Below are 14,941 nucleotides of genomic sequence, written 5' to 3' on the forward strand. Positions count from 1 at the left end.
ATGCCAGAGGGACTGAAGACGCTCACCCGGTATACGATCGAGCAGGAGCATCGGCACCCCGGCTCGTCCGGTGAGTTCTCCGCGTTGCTGAACGTCGTTGCGACCGCGACGAAGATGATCGCCAATCAGGTGACGCGGGGTGCCATTGCCGGATCTTTCGGAGCTGCCGAGCCCGACAATCTGCCACCGACGGTGCATCGCAAGCTCGACGCGATCGCCAACGACATCATGGTGAGCGAGACGCAATGGACCGGGCATCTGGCCGCGCTGGTGTCGGAGCAGATGGCGACCAGTCACCCGGTGCCCGACGCGCATCGGCGCGGCAAGTATCTGCTGGCCTTCGATCCCCTCGACGGGTCCTCAAATATCGACGTAAACCTGCCTGTCGGAACAATTTTCAGCGTGCTGCGCGCGCCGGAGCACGAGCGCGGCTCGCCCACCGCGGAGGACTTCCTGCAACCCGGTGTGCGTCAGGTGTGTGCCGGATTCACCCTCTACGGCCCGGCGACCATGCTGGTGATCACCACCGGCAGCGGTGTCGACGGATTCACCCTCGACCGGGAGATCGGCGCGTTCGTGCTGACCCATCCGCGGATGCGCATCCCCGAGGACACCTCCGGGTTCGCGATCAACGCCGCCAACGAGCGGTTCTGGGAGCGGCCGGTGCGCCGCTACGTGCACGAGTGCCTCGACGGCGTGGAGGGCCCGCGCGGACGCGATTTCAATATGCGCTGGGTTGCCTCGCTGGTCGCGGACACCTTCCACATTCTGACCAGGGGCGGGGTGTATCTGTATCCGCACGACAACCGCCCGCCGGTGCGCCCGGGGCGGGTGTCGTTGCTGTACGGGGCCAATCCGATCGCGTTCATCGTCGAGCAGGCCGGTGGGTGGGCGACCACGGGCGGCGAGCGGGTGCTGGAGGTGCCGCCCGAGCACGTGCACCACCAGGTGCCGTTGATCTTCGGGTCGCGCAACGAGGTCGAGCGGATCGAGCGGTATCACAGCGAGCCCGACGAGGGGCATGTCTTCGACAGCTCGTTGTTCGGGTCGCGGTCGCTGTTTCGCCCGGCGCCGCACTGAAATCTGTTGCGCCACCGAGGAGGTGCCATGTCGGTCAAGCATCCCGTCGTCGCGATCACCGGATCATCCGGTGCGGGAACGACAAGCGTCACGCGGACATTTCAGGAGATATTCCGCCGGGAAGGCATCAATGCTGTTGTGGTGGAGGGTGATTCGTTCCACCGCTACGACCGCAACGAGATGAAGCTCGCGATGGCCGAGGCCGAACAGAACCGCAACCTCACCTTCTCGCATTTCGGCGAGGAGGCGAATCTGCTCAAAGAACTGGAGACGTTGTTTCGTGATTACGGCGAGACCGGGGTCGGGGCGGTACGCAAGTATCTGCACGATGAGGTCGAGGCCAAACCGCACGGGCAGCCCGCGGGCACGTTCACCCCATGGCAGGACTTGGCGCCGGGCAGCGATCTGCTGTTCTACGAAGGATTACACGGTGCCGCCGTCACCGACAGCGTGAATGTCGCGCGGTACGCGGATCTGCTGGTGGGTGTGGTGCCGATCGTGAATCTGGAATGGATTCAGAAGGTGATCCGCGACAAGACCGAACGCGGGTACTCCAGCGAGGCGGTGATCGATACGATCCTGCGGCGCATGCCGGACTACGTGAAATACATCTGCCCGCAGTTCTCGCACACCTACGTCAACTTCCAGCGCGTGCCCACCGTGGACACCTCGAACCCGTTCATCGCCCGCAGCATCCCGACCGCCGACGAAAGCTTCGTCGTCATCCGCTTCGCCGACCCCAAGGTCATCGACTTTCCCTACCTGCTGTCGATGCTGCACGACTCGTTCATGTCGCGGCCCAACTGCATCGTGGTGCCCGGCGGCAAAATGGCGCTGGCGATGCAGCTGATCTTCACCCCGCTGATCCTGCGTCTCATGGACAAGCGTCCCAAGCGCCCGCACTGAATCATCCGCGCCCGATTCGCGTCCCGGCGTTCTGCGCGCGGGTAGGTGCCACTCGGCGAAGTTTCTGCGTTACCCTCGAACCGACCCTATTCAACGAGTTGCATATGCGAGGTGCCGTGATGACTACGTTCCGCGAGGCCGTCGAAGCCAGAGACACCGAGGCGGTCGAGGCGCTGCTCGCCGACAACGTCGTCTTCACCAGCCCGGTCGCGTTCAAGCCCTACCCAGGTAAGGCGATCACCGCCGCCATCCTGCGCGGCGTGCTGCGCGTCTTCGAGGACTTCCACTACCTGCGCGAGATCGCCAACCCCGACGGCCGCGACCACGCGCTGATCTTCGAGGCGACGGTCGACGGCAAAACCGTCAACGGCTGCGACTTCCTGCACTACGACGACAACGGCAAGATCGACAGCCTCACCGTCATGATCCGCCCCCTCTCCGCCGCGCAAGCCCTCTCCGAAGCCATGGCCGCCCAATTCCCCCGCATCCAAGAGGAAGCGCTGGCCGCCACGCAGTCTCAGTCGGCCTCATAACGCCAAGGCTCGAGGCTGTACGGTCATGCTCCGGCGACATGCTGCGTAGCATGACCGATGACCGATAACCCTTCTGCGAGCGAGGCAGCCAGTGAGCGTATTACCGGTTTGGGCCGACGACCCTGGCGCCTTGGAGATGACCGAGGCCGACTATGACCAGCTGCCGGATGATTTGCGCAAGCTGATCGAGGTCATCGATGGCAACATCATTCGCTGCCAAAGCGGTTCGCCCGAACACAGCGATGTGGCACGCCGACTGGCCAACCAGCTGGAGGCCGCCAAGCCCGCGGACCCTTGCACACGCGTGTCGACCGACGTCGATGTTCATTTCACCCGACGGCGAAACCGCGACGGCGCGTTCTCGTTTCGCCGACCGGACGTCACCGTCTATCGCTGTGTCGAGCGCGGGTCGAAACTGACGACCGGCGATGCTTTGCTGGTCGTCGAGGTCGTTTCCCCCGGCTCCGGCTATACCGACACTGTCGACAAGCTGGCGGAATACGCCTACGAAGGCATCCCCGTATACCTCGTCGTTCACCTCGATGCGAGCTTGTACGTGAAGATGATTCACGAATACCGCCTCGATTGGGCCACTCGCGTCTACCGGTTGGTCGACACGCATCAGGAGGCGGTCGTTCTGGAGAGCCCGTTCCCGGCGACGATTCTGTTTTCGCAGCTCGATGGCTGAGTTGTCAGTCCGGTAGGAGGGGCACCGACAGGCCCTCGCCGCGGCCGAGTAGGGCGGCGCGGGTGATGGCGGCGGAGCCGAAGCGGTGGCGTAGGTCGTCGAGGGTGGCGTCGAGGGTGTTGGTGGCGCGGGCTTCGAAGGGTAGGGAGAGTTGGCAGGGGTCGGCGTCGGCGAGGTTGGTGAATGCTAGGCCGATGAGGGTGAGGCCGCGTTCCTGGATCGCCGGCATGGCGGCGGACAGCAGAGACCTCGCGGCGCACAGCAGGGTTTCGGTGTGGTCGGTGGCCTCGGGCAGGGTGTGGGAGCGGGTGGCTCGGGTGAAGTCGCCGAAGCGCATGCGCAGCACCAGGGTTCGGCAGATACGGTCGGCGGCGCGCAGGCGGCGCCCGAGCCGGTCGGTGAGGCCGTGCAGGTAGGCCTCGATCTCGTCGGGCGGGTGGGGTTGGCGGCCGAGGGCGCGCTGGGCGCCGATGGAGCGGCGGCGCACGCCGGTTTCGACACGGCGGGGGTCGCGGGCCCAGGACAGGGCGTAGAGGTGGCGGGCAGCGCCCGCGCCGAGCAGGGCGCGCAGCGGGCTTTCGCCGAGGTCGGCGAGCTGGCCGACCCGGGTGATGCCGTGATCGTGCAGGGTGCGTGCGGTGACTTCGCCTACGCCCCACAGCCTTTCGATGGGCAGCGGGTGCAGGAAGTCGAGTTCGGCATCGGGTGCGACGAAGCGCAGGCCGTCGGGTTTGGCGACGGCGCTGGCGACCTTGGCCAGGAATTTGGTGCGGGCGATGCCCACCGAAATCGGCAGCCCGACCTGCTCGCGCACCTGCCCGCGTAAGCGTTCGGCGATGCCGATCGGTTCGCCCGCGATGCGCCGCAGCCCGCCGACATCGAGAAACGCCTCGTCGATGGAGACGCCCTCGACCAACGGCGTGGTGTCGTGGAAGACCTCGAACACCGCCTTGCTCGCCTCCGCGTAGGCCGACATGCGCGGCGGCACGACGATCGCGTGCGGGCACAGTCGCCGCGCCTGGCCGCCGTTCATCGGGGTGCGCACCCCGAAGGCCTTGGCCTCATAGCTGGCCGCGAGCACCACCCCGCCGCCCACGATGACGGGTTTGCCGCGCAGCCGGGGATTGTCGCGCTGCTCGACCGAGGCATAGAACGAGTCGAGGTCGGCGTGCAGGATCGAGGCCTCGGCCCGCGCGACGATCCGCTGGCGGGAGGCGGGTGCGTCGGACACGAACATATGTTCGCATGACGCACCGACATCCGGAACCTGGTCATTCAGGAAATCTGCCGAATCTACGGCTTGACTACGTAGCAATTCGGACTAACCGGTACGCTGGCCCCACAGCAGGACACGTTTTTGGATGAGGGAGTCGGTACTGTGCGCGGATTTGGAGACCTGGAGGCGGTGATCATGGACCGCATCTGGGATCGGGACGCCGAAGACACCACGGTGCGCGAGATCTTCGACGAACTGTCCGCCCAGCGCGACATCGCCTACACCACCGTCATGTCCACCATGGACAACCTGCACCGCAAGGGCTGGCTGGCGCGCGAACGTTCCGGCAAGGCCTACCGGTACTGGCCGACGCTGACCCGCGAGGAGCACAGTGCCCGGCTGATGCTCGAGGCGCTCGGCGCGGGCGGCCGCTCCGATCTGGTGCTGAGCCACTTCGTCGACCGGATCAGTGCCGAGGAATCGGCCGGGCTGCGGGCCGCGCTACGCAGGCTCACCGCTCACAAGACTCCCGAAGCACCGCCGGGCGCCGCGACGTGACGCTGGCGATCGCGTTGATGGTGTACGGCGCCACGGTGGCCACCCTCGGTCCGCCGGTGCTGCGCAGATTGACCCGGCGTGGCAACGCGCCGCGACTGGGCATCATCGCCTGGGTGGTCGCGATCGTCGGCACGCTCGGCGCATGGGCGGCGGCGGCGACCATGCTCACCGTCGAGTTCGCCACCTACTGGGGACATCCGCACGACGCGTTGCGCGCCTGCGTCGCGATCATGTGGAACCCGATGCACGAGGACGGCAGCGGCGCGACCAAGGCGGTCACCTTCGCGATCGGCGCGTTGGTCGCGGCCTGCACGATGGCGGTGGTGGCGCGCGCGGTGTCGGTGGTGCGGGAGATGCGCAGGCGCACCCACGCGCACGCGAAGGCGCTGCGACTGGTCGGGCGCCGGGTGCCCGGGCTCGGCGCGCTGGTGCTGGATTCGCCGCAGCGCCAAGCCTATTGCGTACCGGGACGACCGGACACGATCGTGGTGACCAGTGCCGCGCTCGCGGCGCTGGCACCCGAGCAGCTCGCCGCGGTGCTGGCCCATGAGCGGGCACATCTGTCCGGCAGGCACGCTCCGTTGACGGCGGTGCTGCGGGCGATCGCGACCACGCTGCCGGGTCTGCGCCTGGTCACCCTCGGTACGGCCGAGATCGCCAGGCTGCTGGAGATGTGTGCCGACGACAAGGCGGCCGACAAGCACGGCTCGGCACCGTTGCTCGGCGGGTTGCTGGTGATCCTCGGTGTGTCCGGGCCGGCGCCCTCGGGCGCGCTGGCCGCGGCGGGGACCGCGGTGCTGGCGCGGGCCGAACGTCTGGTGGACCCGGTGAGCCCCATGCGGCGGGCGACCACCCGCACCGCGCTGCTCGGCGTGATCGCGGCGACGGTAACCGGATTCGCCGCCGTCGCGGCCACGGTAGCGTTCTGCAGCGCCGTATTGGGCTGAAGGCGAGCTTCATACGCTCAGACAGGGTGGGGGCGGGTGTCGCGTGGGATGGGGGTTGTGGTGGGTGGTTAGGGTGCGGGGGTGGACGGGCAGCTGATCGATACGGTGGCGTGGGTGCGGATCGAGGGTGGGCGGATTTTGTGTGCGCGGCCGCGGGGGAAGGATGTGTTCTACATTCCCGGCGGGAAGCGGGAGGGGGTGGAGACCGATCTGCAGACGTTGGTGCGGGAGATCGAGGAGGAGCTCACCGTCGCGTTGCTGCCCGAAACGGTCGCGCACGTCGGCACTTACGAGGCGACGCACGCACCGGAGCTGGTGGTGCGGATGAGCTGCTATACCGCCGACTATCACGGCACGCTCGCGGCCAGTAGCGAGATCGAGGAGATGGCGTGGTTCAGCTACGCCGATCGGGCCTTGGTTCCGCCGGTGGATCAGCTGCTGTTCGACGATCTGGTTGATGCGGGCCGATTGCGTTGAGCCGCAGGCACAACGCGCTACCGTCGGCGGTATGAGTGTGCTGCTGGCATGGCTGCGCGCGGCGGTCTACGCCCTGTGGGCGCTGCCGTTGGCGGTCGGCCCGGTGCCGCCACGGCTGCGGGTGCCCCGCCGGTTGCTCGGCGAATCCGTCAATCCGCGTAGGTATTCGGCACCGCGTGCGATGTGGCACTCGGTGCTCAGTGCCGCGCTCGGCGTGGTGACCTGGTTTTTCGCGTTCCTTGCGGTGCTCGGCGGGGTGCGTGGTCTGCTGTATCCGCTGCTCACCGACGGCTACGAGAACGCGTGGGGCGGGCCGACATTGGCCGGTGCCTGGTCGACGCACCTGCTGATCGGTGTGGTTCTGGTGCCGGTGTGGCTGCTGGTGCTCGCCGGACTCGGCACGCTGCAGGTGCACCTCACCCGCGCCGTGCTCGGGCGGCTGGGGCCGCGCTGGCCCGTTGCGATGGTGGTGCTGGTGTGTGCCGCGGGTGTGCTGTTGTTCCTCGGCTGGCTCGCGCAGGTGTGAGCTCAGCAGAGCGGAAACGTCGAACCCGCCAACTGTCCCTTGAGCAAACATACGAGGAAGAACACGAATTCGCGCGCGTAGGTGGCCGCTCCGGAGTCCTGCACGGTCGAGGCCGCCGGCTCGGGTGCGGCGACGGCGGGCGCGGCGGCCGATAACACCAGCGTGCCCGAAACGACCACGGCGGCAAGGGTTCGCTCGATGCGCATAACCCGACTCCTTCCAACGGTGGAACCCCGGCAGCCCCGAGTGCTCGGGGCTGCCGGTTGTTCAGGTGGTGACGGCCGGACGCTGCACGCGTTCGATGAGATGTTCCACCAGTGTCGTCAGGACCGTCTTGCACGATCCTCGGTCACGGGCATCACACAGCAGCACCGGGGTGCTCGGATCGAGGTCGAGCGCGTCGCGCACCTCGTCGATCGTGTAGACCGGCGCTCCGTCGAAGCAGTTGACCCCGACGATGAACGGCAGCCGCCGTCGTTCGAAGAAGTCAACGGCGGCAAAGGAATTGCCGAGTCGCCGGGTGTCGGCCAGCACGACCGCGCCGAGCGCGCCGCGGGCCAGCTCGTCCCACAGGAACCAGAAGCGGTCCTGTCCGGGTGTGCCGAACAGATACAGCACCAGGTCTCGGTCGATGGTGAGCCTGCCGAAGTCCAAGGCGACCGTGGTCGTTGTCTTCTGCTCCACGCCGGACAGATCGTCGACGCCGGTGCTGACCTCGGTGATCAGTTCCTCGGTGCGCAGGGGCGCGACCTCGCTGATCGCCGACACCATGGTCGTTTTGCCGACGCCGAACCCGCCGGCGACGAGGATCTTGACCGAGGCGGCCAGGTGCGGCGTGCCGCTGTGGTCAAAGTTTTCGGATTCCATCCAGTACCGCTCGCAATATGTTGAGGTCTTCGGGCCCGGCTTCCGTCGGGACGGGAGCACGGAATATGAGTTGCCCGTCGCCGATTAGGTCGCCGACGAGGATCTTCGTCACCGCGAGCGGTAAACGCAACTGTGCCGATACTTCGGCCACCGTTTGCGAAACACGGCACAGCCGAAGGATATCGGCGTATTCGGGTTCCATCCGGCGGGAGGTGTCCGCCGATTCGTCGGCGACCACCGAGGTGAGCATGTCCAGTTCGGGACCGCCGCCCGCGGTGCGCCCGCGCGTCACCGCGTACGGGCGGACCAGCGGGCCTGCCGCTTCGTCGAACCAGGGCTCACGCGGGTGGGTCATGGCAGAGTCGACTCGCCCTGTCCGACGAGATCGCGTCGCGGCGTGGTGGACAGGTAGTTGCCGACGCGTTGGACGGTGAGGTTCATCTCGTAGGCCACCATGCCCAGGTTCGCGGACTCGATCGCTTGCAGCGCAAGGCATGCGTTGTCACCGGCGGAGGTGACGAACAGCACGGCTCGGTCGAGTTCGATGACGGCCTGGCGCACGCCGCCGCCGTCGAATCGGTTGCCCGCGCTGCGTGCGAGCCCGTAGAGCGCCGAGGACATCGCGCCGAAGTGTTCGGCGTCTTCACGGGTCATCGCGCTGGAGCGGCCGAGTAAGAGTCCGTCGGTGGACAGCACCACCGCGTGGCGCACCCCGGCCAGCCGGTCGACGAGATCGTCGAGCAGCCAATTGAGATCACCTGTGGGAGAAGAGGACACCCCTAACCTTCCTGTTCGTCCGGGATGACGGCGGAGCGGCGGCCCTGCCTGGTCCCGTTCTCGATGGCGGACATCAGATCGCGTGCCTGTTCGGCCGAGCGGGCGGGCGCCGCGGGGGCGGGCTGCTCGGGTGCCGGTTCGGCCAGTTGTGGTGCCAGATTGGTTTGCCTGCTGCGCCGGGGCAGGGCGGGGCGGCCGTCCGCGTCGGGGTGCGGCGCCGGTGGCAGGTGTGGGCGCGGGCTGTAGGGCGCGGGGGATTCGATGGCCAGCGTGGCGACCGCGCCGGTGACCGGCTGCGCGGTTTCGGCGGGGTCGCTGGTCATCGGTGCCGCGAGGCGCCTGCGCCTGCCGGGGTCGGTGAGCTCCGATGGTGTTGGCGCGGGGATGGATTCGGCGACGATCAGCGCCGAGGGGATGAGCACGATCGCTTTGATGCCGCCGTAGTCGGACTCCGACAGGCGCACCGTGACACCGTGGCGCACCGCGAGCTGGGCGACCACGAACAGCCCGAGCCGCGAATCGGCCGACAGCGCGGCGACACCGAAATCCGGTGGGGTGCGCAGCATCTCGTTCAAGCGCGCGAGTTCGGCGTCGGGCATGCCCATGCCTTGGTCGCTGATCTCGGTGACCACACCCTTGCCGACCACGTTGCCGCTGACCTCCACCCGCGACTGCGGCGGGGAGAACGCGGTGGCGTTGTCGACGAGTTCGGCGAGCAGGTGGATGAGGTCGGCGACGACGGTGCCGACGACGTGCACCTGCGGCAGCCGCGAGACCCGCACCCTGGCGTAGTCGAGGGTTTCCCCGACCGAGCTGCGCACCAGGTCCATCAGCGGGACGGGGTTGCGCCACTGGCGTCCGGGCTGGCCGCCGCCGAGGATGGTCAGGTTCTCGGCGTTGCGGCGTTCGCGGGTGGCCAGGTGGTCGAGGCGGAACAGGGTGTCGAGCAGGACCGGATCTTCTTGGCGCTGTTCGGCTTCGTCGAGGATCTCGAGCTGGCGGTGCACCACGATCTGGCTGCGGTGGGCGATGTTGAGGAAGACCGCCTTGACGCCCTCGCGGGTGCGGGCCTCGGCGACCGCGGCGCCGATGGCGGCGGCGTGTGCGTGCTGGAAAGCCCTGGCCACCTGGCCGATTTCGTCGTGACCGAAGTCCAGCACCGGGGTTTCGGCGGCGGGGTCGATGGTTTCGCCCGCGTTGAGCCTGCGCATGGTCTCGGGTAGTCGCTCGTCGGCCATGGCGAAGGTTTGCTTGCGTAGTCGCTTGAGCCTGCGAATGATCCGGTTGGCGAGCACGAGGGCGATCAGGAACGCCGCGATGGAGACCAGCAGCACGCCGCCGCCCGCGTAGAGGGAGTTGGCGGCGGAGGTGCTGGCTTTGTCCTCGGCCAGCTCCTGGGAGTGACGGTTCTGCGAGATCCACACATCGATCAGCGAGCGGTTCACCTCGGCCGCGGCGTTCTGCCAGTCGGTGGTCGAGAGCGGCAGCGCGGGCAGCGACTGTTTGGCGTTGCTCGCGGAACTGCTGCTCGAGGAACTGCTGTTCGAGGAGGTCGAGCCGCTCGACGAGCTGGTGCCTGCCGCGCTCTGCTGGGCGAAATAGCGTTGGGCGAGCGCGGTTTCCATCTGCGAGAGCTGCTGCCAGGCGTTGCTTCCGGTGAGCTGCTGGAGCCGGTCGTGCAGTGCGCCGGAGGGGAATTCGGCGGAGAGATTACCGATTTCGTTGTGGTAGAAGCCGACCTGGCGCAGGAACTCCTCGATCGGGATCGGGGTCGGCCCGTTGGTGGTGGCGAGCATGACGCCGAGGGCGTTGCTGCGCGCCATGGCTTCGGCGGCGTTGAGGAAGCGCATGCCGTCGGCGATGGCGACGCCGATCTCGGTGTCGGGCGCGGACTGCTCGGCGATCTCGGTGCCGACGGAGATGACGTCGAGGATCCGGTTGTAGAACATGTACGCGTCGGAGGGCTGCAGCTGGGCGGCGTCGGTGGCCATCCGCACCTGAGTCATCTGACTGAGCAGGGTGTTGAAGCCCGCGACGTCGTCGCCGATCTTGGAGTCGTCGACCTTGCGCAGGCCGGTGGAGGCCTCGATCAGTCCGCGCATGGCGCCGTCGAGACGGATGCGCGCGGCGGCCAGCGCCGGGGGCGCGGTGTCGTCACCGGCGAGCTGAGCCAGGGTCAGTTTGCGTTCCTGCTGGACCGCCTCCATCAGCTCTCTGGTGTGCGGGATGGCGTTCTGATTCTGGACCGCCCATTCCTTGGCCGTGGTTCCCTCGGCTACCAGATACCCCGCTGCGCCCACGCCGACTACAAGCAGAGTCAAGCTCGGAATGAGCGCGATTGCCAGAATCCGCGTACGAACCCCGAGCCTCGCTCTGAACATCGGCACAACCTAAACCACAAAACGGACCGCTCGGCCGTTGTGTCCCGGTGAGTGGGACTGGAATTGACTTTGCCGTCGCGACCGCGCTGAGGCCGCTCGGATGGCGACAAATCCGGCGGTTTCGGCGACCGACCCGGCCGATGTGAACGGCAGCGGCTTCTGATCAGGGGTTGCCCGGCGTAGATTGTGTGTATCTCGCGGTTACATGAGATCGCACCGACCCACATCTAGGAGGCAACGATGCCCGCGCCCGAAGCCGCAGTCTTCGACCGTCTGAGCGCGCTGGCCGCGATCGACCGCCCCGAGGATCGCTCGCGCAAGACGATCGCCGAGACGTTCACCGGCACCGCGCTGGGCAGTGTGCCCGTGGGCACCGCCGAGGATGTGGCGGCCGCGTTCGAGAAGGCCCGCGCCGCGCAGGCCCGCTGGGCCGCGCGCCCGGCCGCCGATCGCGCCGCGGTGCTGGAGCGGTACCGGGCGTTGATCGTGGAGAACCGCGAGTTCCTGATGGATGTGGTGCAGGCCGAGACCGGCAAGGCGCGCTGGGCGGCCCAGGAAGAGATCATGGGCCTGATCTTCGCGGCCCGCTATTTCGCCAGAAACGGCGCGAATCTGCTTGCCCCGCACCGCGTTCCGGGCGCGTTCCCGCTGCTGAACCGCACCTCCGTGCGCACCCAGCCCAAGGGTGTCGTCGGTGTGGTCGCGCCGTGGAACTATCCGATGCTGCTCTCGATCGGTGATTCGATTCCGGCGTTGGTCGCCGGTAACGCCGTGGTCGTCAAGCCCGACAGTCAAACACCGTTCTCCTCGCTGGCCAACGCCGAATTGCTGTACCGCGCCGGGCTGCCCCGTGATCTGCTGGCCGTGGTACCCGGCCCGGGCACCGTGGTCGGCACCGCCATCGTCGACCAGTGCGACTACCTGATGTTCACCGGTTCCTCCGCGACCGGGCGCACCCTGGCCGAGCAGTGCGGACGACGGCTGATCGGTTTCTCCGCCGAACTCGGCGGCAAGAATCCGATGATCGTGGCCAAGGGCGCGAACCTGGACAAGGTCGCCAAGGCCGCGGTGCGCGCGTGCTTCTCCAACGCCGGGCAGCTGTGCATCTCGATCGAACGGCTCTATGTCGAACGCTCGATCGCCGAGGAATTCACCACCAAGTTCGTTGCCGCCGTCAAGGCCGCGAAACTCGGTGCGACCTACGACTATTCGGCCGATATCGGGTCGCTGATCTCCGAGGCACAGCTCGAGACGGTGACCAAGCATGTCGCCGACGCCACCTCCAAGGGCGCGAAGGTGCTCGCAGGCGGCAAGGCCCGCCCGGATCTGGGTCCGCTGTTCTTCGAGCCGACGGTGCTCGCGCAGGTGACCGAGGAGATGGAATGCGGACGCAACGAAACCTTCGGCCCGCTGGTCTCGATCTATCCGGTCGACACCGTCGACGAGGCGATCCGGCTGGCCAACGACACCGAGTACGGGCTCAACGCCAGCGTGTGGGCGGCGAGCAAGTCCGAGGGTGAGCGCATCGCCGCGCAGCTGCACGCGGGCACGGTGTGTGTCGATGAGGGTTACGCTCCCGCGTGGGGTAGCACGGCCGCGCCGATGGGCGGGATGGGCATTTCCGGGGTCGGGCGCAGGCACGGCCCGGACGGGTTGCTGAAGTTCACCGAACCGCAGACCGTTGTGGTCACCCGGTTCCTGAATCTGGATGCGCCGCCGCTGATTTCGCAGGACAAGTGGCAGCGGTTCCTGATGACGGTCACCCGCACCCTGCGCTTCCTGCCCGGCCGCTGATACCGGTGTCCGTCAGGTGGTCGTGCGCCACCTGACGGACACCGCCGCCGGTTTCCCCGACGGGAGCCCGATCGCTTCGCCGGCGCACATGGCCGCGGCGCAGACGAAGCGGCGCCCGTGCCGCGCGGTCGTCCGGTTCGACCGTGCGGGCCCGGAGATTCCGAGGGTTCTCAGGTCATCCGATCGGCGCCGGTGCGTGGCGGCGGCAGGGTGGCCACCTCCTCGTCGGTGAGCAGCCGCGATCGGATGAGGAAGCGCACGTCGTCGGACGCCTCCAGGGAAAAGCTGCTGCCGCGCCCGCTCACCACGTCCACGGTGATGTGGGTGTGCTTCCACACCTCGTATTGTTCGGCGCTCATCCAGAATTCGGTGTGCCATGGCAGATAGCCGAGCAGGACGTCGGCGCCGCCGACCCGGAATTCGCGCACCGGGAAACACATCGGTGAGCTGCCGTCGCAGACGCCACCGGACTGGTGGAACAGCACCGCGCCGTGGCATTCGATCAACTGCCGCAATACGGTGCGGGCGCGTTCGGTGATGGCGACACGGTAGGTTCGCGATTGCTGCATCAGAAGAACCCCAGTTTCGTCGGTGCATAACTGACCAGCAGGTTCTTGGTCTGCTGATAGTGATCCAGCATCATTTTGTGGCTCTCCCGGCCGATGCCGGATTTCTTGTAGCCGCCGAACGCGGCGTGCGCGGGATAGGTGTGATAGCAGTTGGTCCAGACCCGGCCCGCTTTGATGCGGCGTCCCATCCGGTATGCGGTGGCGCCGTCTCTGGTCCATACCCCGGCGCCCAGGCCGTAGAGGGTGTCGTTGGCGATGCGCACCGCTTCCTCGACGGTGTCGAACCGGGTCACCGCGACCACCGGCCCGAAGATCTCCTCCTGGAACACCCGCATGGTGTTGCTGCCCTCGAAGATGGTGGGCTGGATGTAGTAGCCGCCGGGTAGTCCGTCGACCTTGCGTGCCTCCCCGCCGGTGCGCACGCGGGCGCCCTCGTGCCTGCCGATGTCGATGTAGGACAGGATCTTTTCGTACTGGTCGATGCTGGACTGAGCGCCGATCATGGTGTCCTCGTCGAGCGGGTCGCCGCCGACGATGGCCTCGGTGCGGGCCACGCAGCGGGCCAGGAATTCGTCGTAGATCGAGGAGTGGATCAACGCGCGCGACGGGCAGGTGTACACCTCACCCTGATTGAGCGCGAACATCACGAAACCCTCGATCGCCTTGTCCAGGAACGCGTCGTCGTCGGCCATGACATCGGGCAGGAAGATGTTGGGGCTCTTGCCACCCAGGTCCAGGCTCACCGGGACGATGTTCTCGCTGGCGTACTGCATGATCAGCCGCCCGGTGGTGGTCTCACCGGTGAACGCCAGCTTCGCCACGCGCGGACTGCACGCCAAGGGTTTTCCGGCTTCGACACCGAACCCGTTGACCACGTTGAGCACTCCCGGCGGCAGCAGGTCCGCGATCAGCTCGATGACGAGCAGGATCGAGACCGGTGTCTGCTCTGCCGGTTTGAGCACGATGCAGTTGCCCGCGGCCAGGGCAGGCGCGATCTTCCACGCCGCCATCAGGATCGGGAAGTTCCACGGAATGATCTGGCCGACCACGCCGAGCGGTTCGTGGAAGTGGTAGGCCACGGTGTCGCCGTCGATCTCGGCGACGCTGCCCTCCTGGGCGCGGATGGCGGCGGCGAAGTAGCGGAAGTGGTCCACGGCCAACGGCAGGTCGCTGGACAGGGTTTCGCGGATCGGTTTGCCGTTGTCCCAGGTCTCGGCGACGGCCAAGGGTGCAATGGCGGCTTCGATGCGGTCGGCGATCTGATTCAGGACAACGGCACGCTGGGCGGGTGCGGTGGCGGCCCAGCGCTCGGCGGCGGCATGGGCGGCTTCCAGGGCTAGATCGATGTCGGCGGCGCTGGAACGGGCTACCGTGCAGAATGTTTCGCCGTCCACGGGGGAGGCGTTGTCGAAATAGCGGCCTTCGATGGGTGCGGCCCAGTCGCCGTCGATGAAATTGTCGTACCGGGTGGCGTAGCTGACTATGCCGGAGTCGGACCCCGGTCTGGCGTAGATCATGGCTTCGCTCCTCACAGATTTACTCTGAGAGGGCAACTATGGCCGGTGAAGGTTGGTGCGAGGTTGGTGGTGTCCGGTTCAACCTTCGGACCTGGGCTCCAGGCG

General features: G+C 67.2%; 17 protein-coding genes. 9 read left to right on the forward strand and 8 right to left on the reverse strand.

What is annotated here, in order from left to right:
- The 4 genes from ACIA8C_RS25345 (at nucleotide 1) to ACIA8C_RS25360 (ending at nucleotide 3,207) form a co-directional block, all read left to right on the forward strand.
- Nucleotides 1–1,080, forward strand: coding sequence for a class 1 fructose-bisphosphatase (locus ACIA8C_RS25345; protein WP_397138756.1), 1,080 nt, complete (start codon nucleotides 1–3; stop codon nucleotides 1,078–1,080).
- A 27-nt stretch (nucleotides 1,081–1,107) separates the two neighbouring features.
- Entirely contained in the window at nucleotides 1,108–1,986 is an 879-nt protein-coding gene (locus ACIA8C_RS25350; RefSeq protein ID WP_397138758.1) for a phosphoribulokinase, read from the forward strand.
- A gap of 119 nt (nucleotides 1,987–2,105) precedes the next feature.
- The gene (locus tag ACIA8C_RS25355) at nucleotides 2,106–2,519 is read left to right on the forward strand and encodes a nuclear transport factor 2 family protein (RefSeq protein ID WP_397138760.1); all 414 of its coding nucleotides are present in this window, start codon (nucleotides 2,106–2,108) and stop codon (nucleotides 2,517–2,519) included.
- A gap of 136 nt (nucleotides 2,520–2,655) precedes the next feature.
- Nucleotides 2,656–3,207 carry a Uma2 family endonuclease gene (locus ACIA8C_RS25360; protein WP_397138933.1) on the forward strand — a complete coding sequence of 184 codons (552 nt, stop codon included), beginning with the start codon at nucleotides 2,656–2,658 and terminating at the stop codon, nucleotides 3,205–3,207.
- A 4-nt stretch (nucleotides 3,208–3,211) separates the two neighbouring features.
- Here the strand turns inward: ACIA8C_RS25360 and dinB are convergent, their stop codons facing one another.
- Nucleotides 3,212–4,444, reverse strand: coding sequence for a DNA polymerase IV (gene dinB, locus ACIA8C_RS25365; protein ID WP_397138762.1), 1,233 nt, complete (start codon nucleotides 4,442–4,444; stop codon nucleotides 3,212–3,214).
- Between the two features lie 141 nt (nucleotides 4,445–4,585).
- Between dinB and ACIA8C_RS25370 the strand changes: the two genes are divergently transcribed.
- From ACIA8C_RS25370 to ACIA8C_RS25385, 4 genes are all read left to right on the forward strand, one after another.
- Nucleotides 4,586–4,981 (forward strand): BlaI/MecI/CopY family transcriptional regulator, encoded by a 396-nt coding sequence (locus ACIA8C_RS25370; RefSeq protein WP_396993689.1) that lies wholly within the window; start codon nucleotides 4,586–4,588, stop codon nucleotides 4,979–4,981.
- Nucleotides 4,978–5,928, forward strand: coding sequence for a M56 family metallopeptidase (locus tag ACIA8C_RS25375; RefSeq protein WP_397138764.1), 951 nt, complete (start codon nucleotides 4,978–4,980; stop codon nucleotides 5,926–5,928). The genes ACIA8C_RS25370 and ACIA8C_RS25375 overlap by 4 nt, the downstream gene beginning before the upstream one ends.
- Nucleotides 5,929–6,009: 81 nt before the next feature.
- Nucleotides 6,010–6,405, forward strand: a complete 396-nt coding sequence (locus ACIA8C_RS25380; protein ID WP_397138766.1) for an NUDIX domain-containing protein — start codon at nucleotides 6,010–6,012, stop codon at nucleotides 6,403–6,405.
- Nucleotides 6,406–6,436: 31 nt separating this feature from the next.
- Entirely contained in the window at nucleotides 6,437–6,931 is a 495-nt protein-coding gene (locus ACIA8C_RS25385) for a hypothetical protein (RefSeq protein WP_397138768.1), read from the forward strand.
- A 2-nt stretch (nucleotides 6,932–6,933) separates the two neighbouring features.
- On the opposite strand, the gene ACIA8C_RS25390 is transcribed toward ACIA8C_RS25385, so the two are convergent.
- The 5 genes from ACIA8C_RS25390 to ACIA8C_RS25410 form a co-directional block, all read right to left on the reverse strand.
- Nucleotides 6,934–7,137, reverse strand: a complete 204-nt coding sequence (locus ACIA8C_RS25390; protein WP_397138770.1) for a hypothetical protein — start codon at nucleotides 7,135–7,137, stop codon at nucleotides 6,934–6,936.
- Between the two features lie 61 nt (nucleotides 7,138–7,198).
- The gene (locus ACIA8C_RS25395) at nucleotides 7,199–7,798 is read right to left on the reverse strand and encodes a GTP-binding protein (RefSeq protein WP_397138772.1); all 600 of its coding nucleotides are present in this window, start codon (nucleotides 7,796–7,798) and stop codon (nucleotides 7,199–7,201) included.
- Entirely contained in the window at nucleotides 7,779–8,153 is a 375-nt protein-coding gene (locus ACIA8C_RS25400; RefSeq protein ID WP_397138774.1) for a DUF742 domain-containing protein, read from the reverse strand. Before ACIA8C_RS25400 ends, ACIA8C_RS25395 begins: the two co-directional genes overlap by 20 nt.
- The gene (locus tag ACIA8C_RS25405; RefSeq protein WP_357388808.1) at nucleotides 8,150–8,575 is read right to left on the reverse strand and encodes a roadblock/LC7 domain-containing protein; all 426 of its coding nucleotides are present in this window, start codon (nucleotides 8,573–8,575) and stop codon (nucleotides 8,150–8,152) included. Before ACIA8C_RS25405 ends, ACIA8C_RS25400 begins: the two co-directional genes overlap by 4 nt.
- Nucleotides 8,576–8,577: 2 nt before the next feature.
- Nucleotides 8,578–10,956: a nitrate- and nitrite sensing domain-containing protein gene (locus ACIA8C_RS25410; RefSeq protein ID WP_397138776.1), complete on the reverse strand. Its 2,379-nt coding sequence runs from the start codon at nucleotides 10,954–10,956 to the stop codon at nucleotides 8,578–8,580.
- Between the two features lie 240 nt (nucleotides 10,957–11,196).
- Here ACIA8C_RS25410 and ACIA8C_RS25415 point away from each other — a divergent pair, with 240 nt between their 5' ends.
- Complete coding sequence (locus tag ACIA8C_RS25415; protein ID WP_397138778.1) at nucleotides 11,197–12,750, forward strand: succinic semialdehyde dehydrogenase; 1,554 nt, start codon at nucleotides 11,197–11,199, stop codon at nucleotides 12,748–12,750.
- A gap of 170 nt (nucleotides 12,751–12,920) precedes the next feature.
- Here ACIA8C_RS25415 and ACIA8C_RS25420 read toward each other — a convergent pair whose 3' ends face one another.
- Entirely contained in the window at nucleotides 12,921–13,319 is a 399-nt protein-coding gene (locus ACIA8C_RS25420) for a DUF779 domain-containing protein (RefSeq protein ID WP_396993706.1), read from the reverse strand.
- Nucleotides 13,319–14,836, reverse strand: a complete 1,518-nt coding sequence (locus ACIA8C_RS25425) for an aldehyde dehydrogenase family protein (RefSeq protein ID WP_397138780.1) — start codon at nucleotides 14,834–14,836, stop codon at nucleotides 13,319–13,321. The genes ACIA8C_RS25420 and ACIA8C_RS25425 overlap by 1 nt, the downstream gene beginning before the upstream one ends.
- Nucleotides 14,837–14,941 lie beyond the last annotated feature (105 nt).

Source organism: Nocardia sp. NPDC051321, from assembly GCF_044455225.1.
GTDB lineage: Bacteria > Actinomycetota > Actinomycetes > Mycobacteriales > Mycobacteriaceae > Nocardia.

Bases quoted from the DNA above. Each gene is read 5' to 3' on its own strand.
- ACIA8C_RS25360 (WP_397138933.1), top strand. From the start codon at position 2,656: ATGACCGAGGCCGACTATGACCAGCTGCCGGATGATTTGCGCAAGCTG.
- ACIA8C_RS25415 (WP_397138778.1), top strand. From the start codon at position 11,197: ATGCCCGCGCCCGAAGCCGCAGTCTTCGACCGTCTGAGCGCGCTGGCC.
- ACIA8C_RS25355 (WP_397138760.1), top strand. From the start codon at position 2,106: ATGACTACGTTCCGCGAGGCCGTCGAAGCCAGAGACACCGAGGCGGTC.
- ACIA8C_RS25400 (WP_397138774.1), bottom strand. From the start codon at position 8,153: ATGACCCACCCGCGTGAGCCCTGGTTCGACGAAGCGGCAGGCCCGCTG.
- ACIA8C_RS25350 (WP_397138758.1), top strand. From the start codon at position 1,108: ATGTCGGTCAAGCATCCCGTCGTCGCGATCACCGGATCATCCGGTGCG.
- ACIA8C_RS25385 (WP_397138768.1), top strand. From the start codon at position 6,437: ATGAGTGTGCTGCTGGCATGGCTGCGCGCGGCGGTCTACGCCCTGTGG.
- ACIA8C_RS25425 (WP_397138780.1), bottom strand. From the start codon at position 14,836: ATGATCTACGCCAGACCGGGGTCCGACTCCGGCATAGTCAGCTACGCC.
- ACIA8C_RS25390 (WP_397138770.1), bottom strand. From the start codon at position 7,137: ATGCGCATCGAGCGAACCCTTGCCGCCGTGGTCGTTTCGGGCACGCTG.
- ACIA8C_RS25345 (WP_397138756.1), top strand. From the start codon at position 1: ATGCCAGAGGGACTGAAGACGCTCACCCGGTATACGATCGAGCAGGAG.
- ACIA8C_RS25420 (WP_396993706.1), bottom strand. From the start codon at position 13,319: ATGCAGCAATCGCGAACCTACCGTGTCGCCATCACCGAACGCGCCCGC.
- ACIA8C_RS25410 (WP_397138776.1), bottom strand. From the start codon at position 10,956: ATGTTCAGAGCGAGGCTCGGGGTTCGTACGCGGATTCTGGCAATCGCG.
- ACIA8C_RS25395 (WP_397138772.1), bottom strand. From the start codon at position 7,798: ATGGAATCCGAAAACTTTGACCACAGCGGCACGCCGCACCTGGCCGCC.
- dinB (WP_397138762.1), bottom strand. From the start codon at position 4,444: ATGTTCGTGTCCGACGCACCCGCCTCCCGCCAGCGGATCGTCGCGCGG.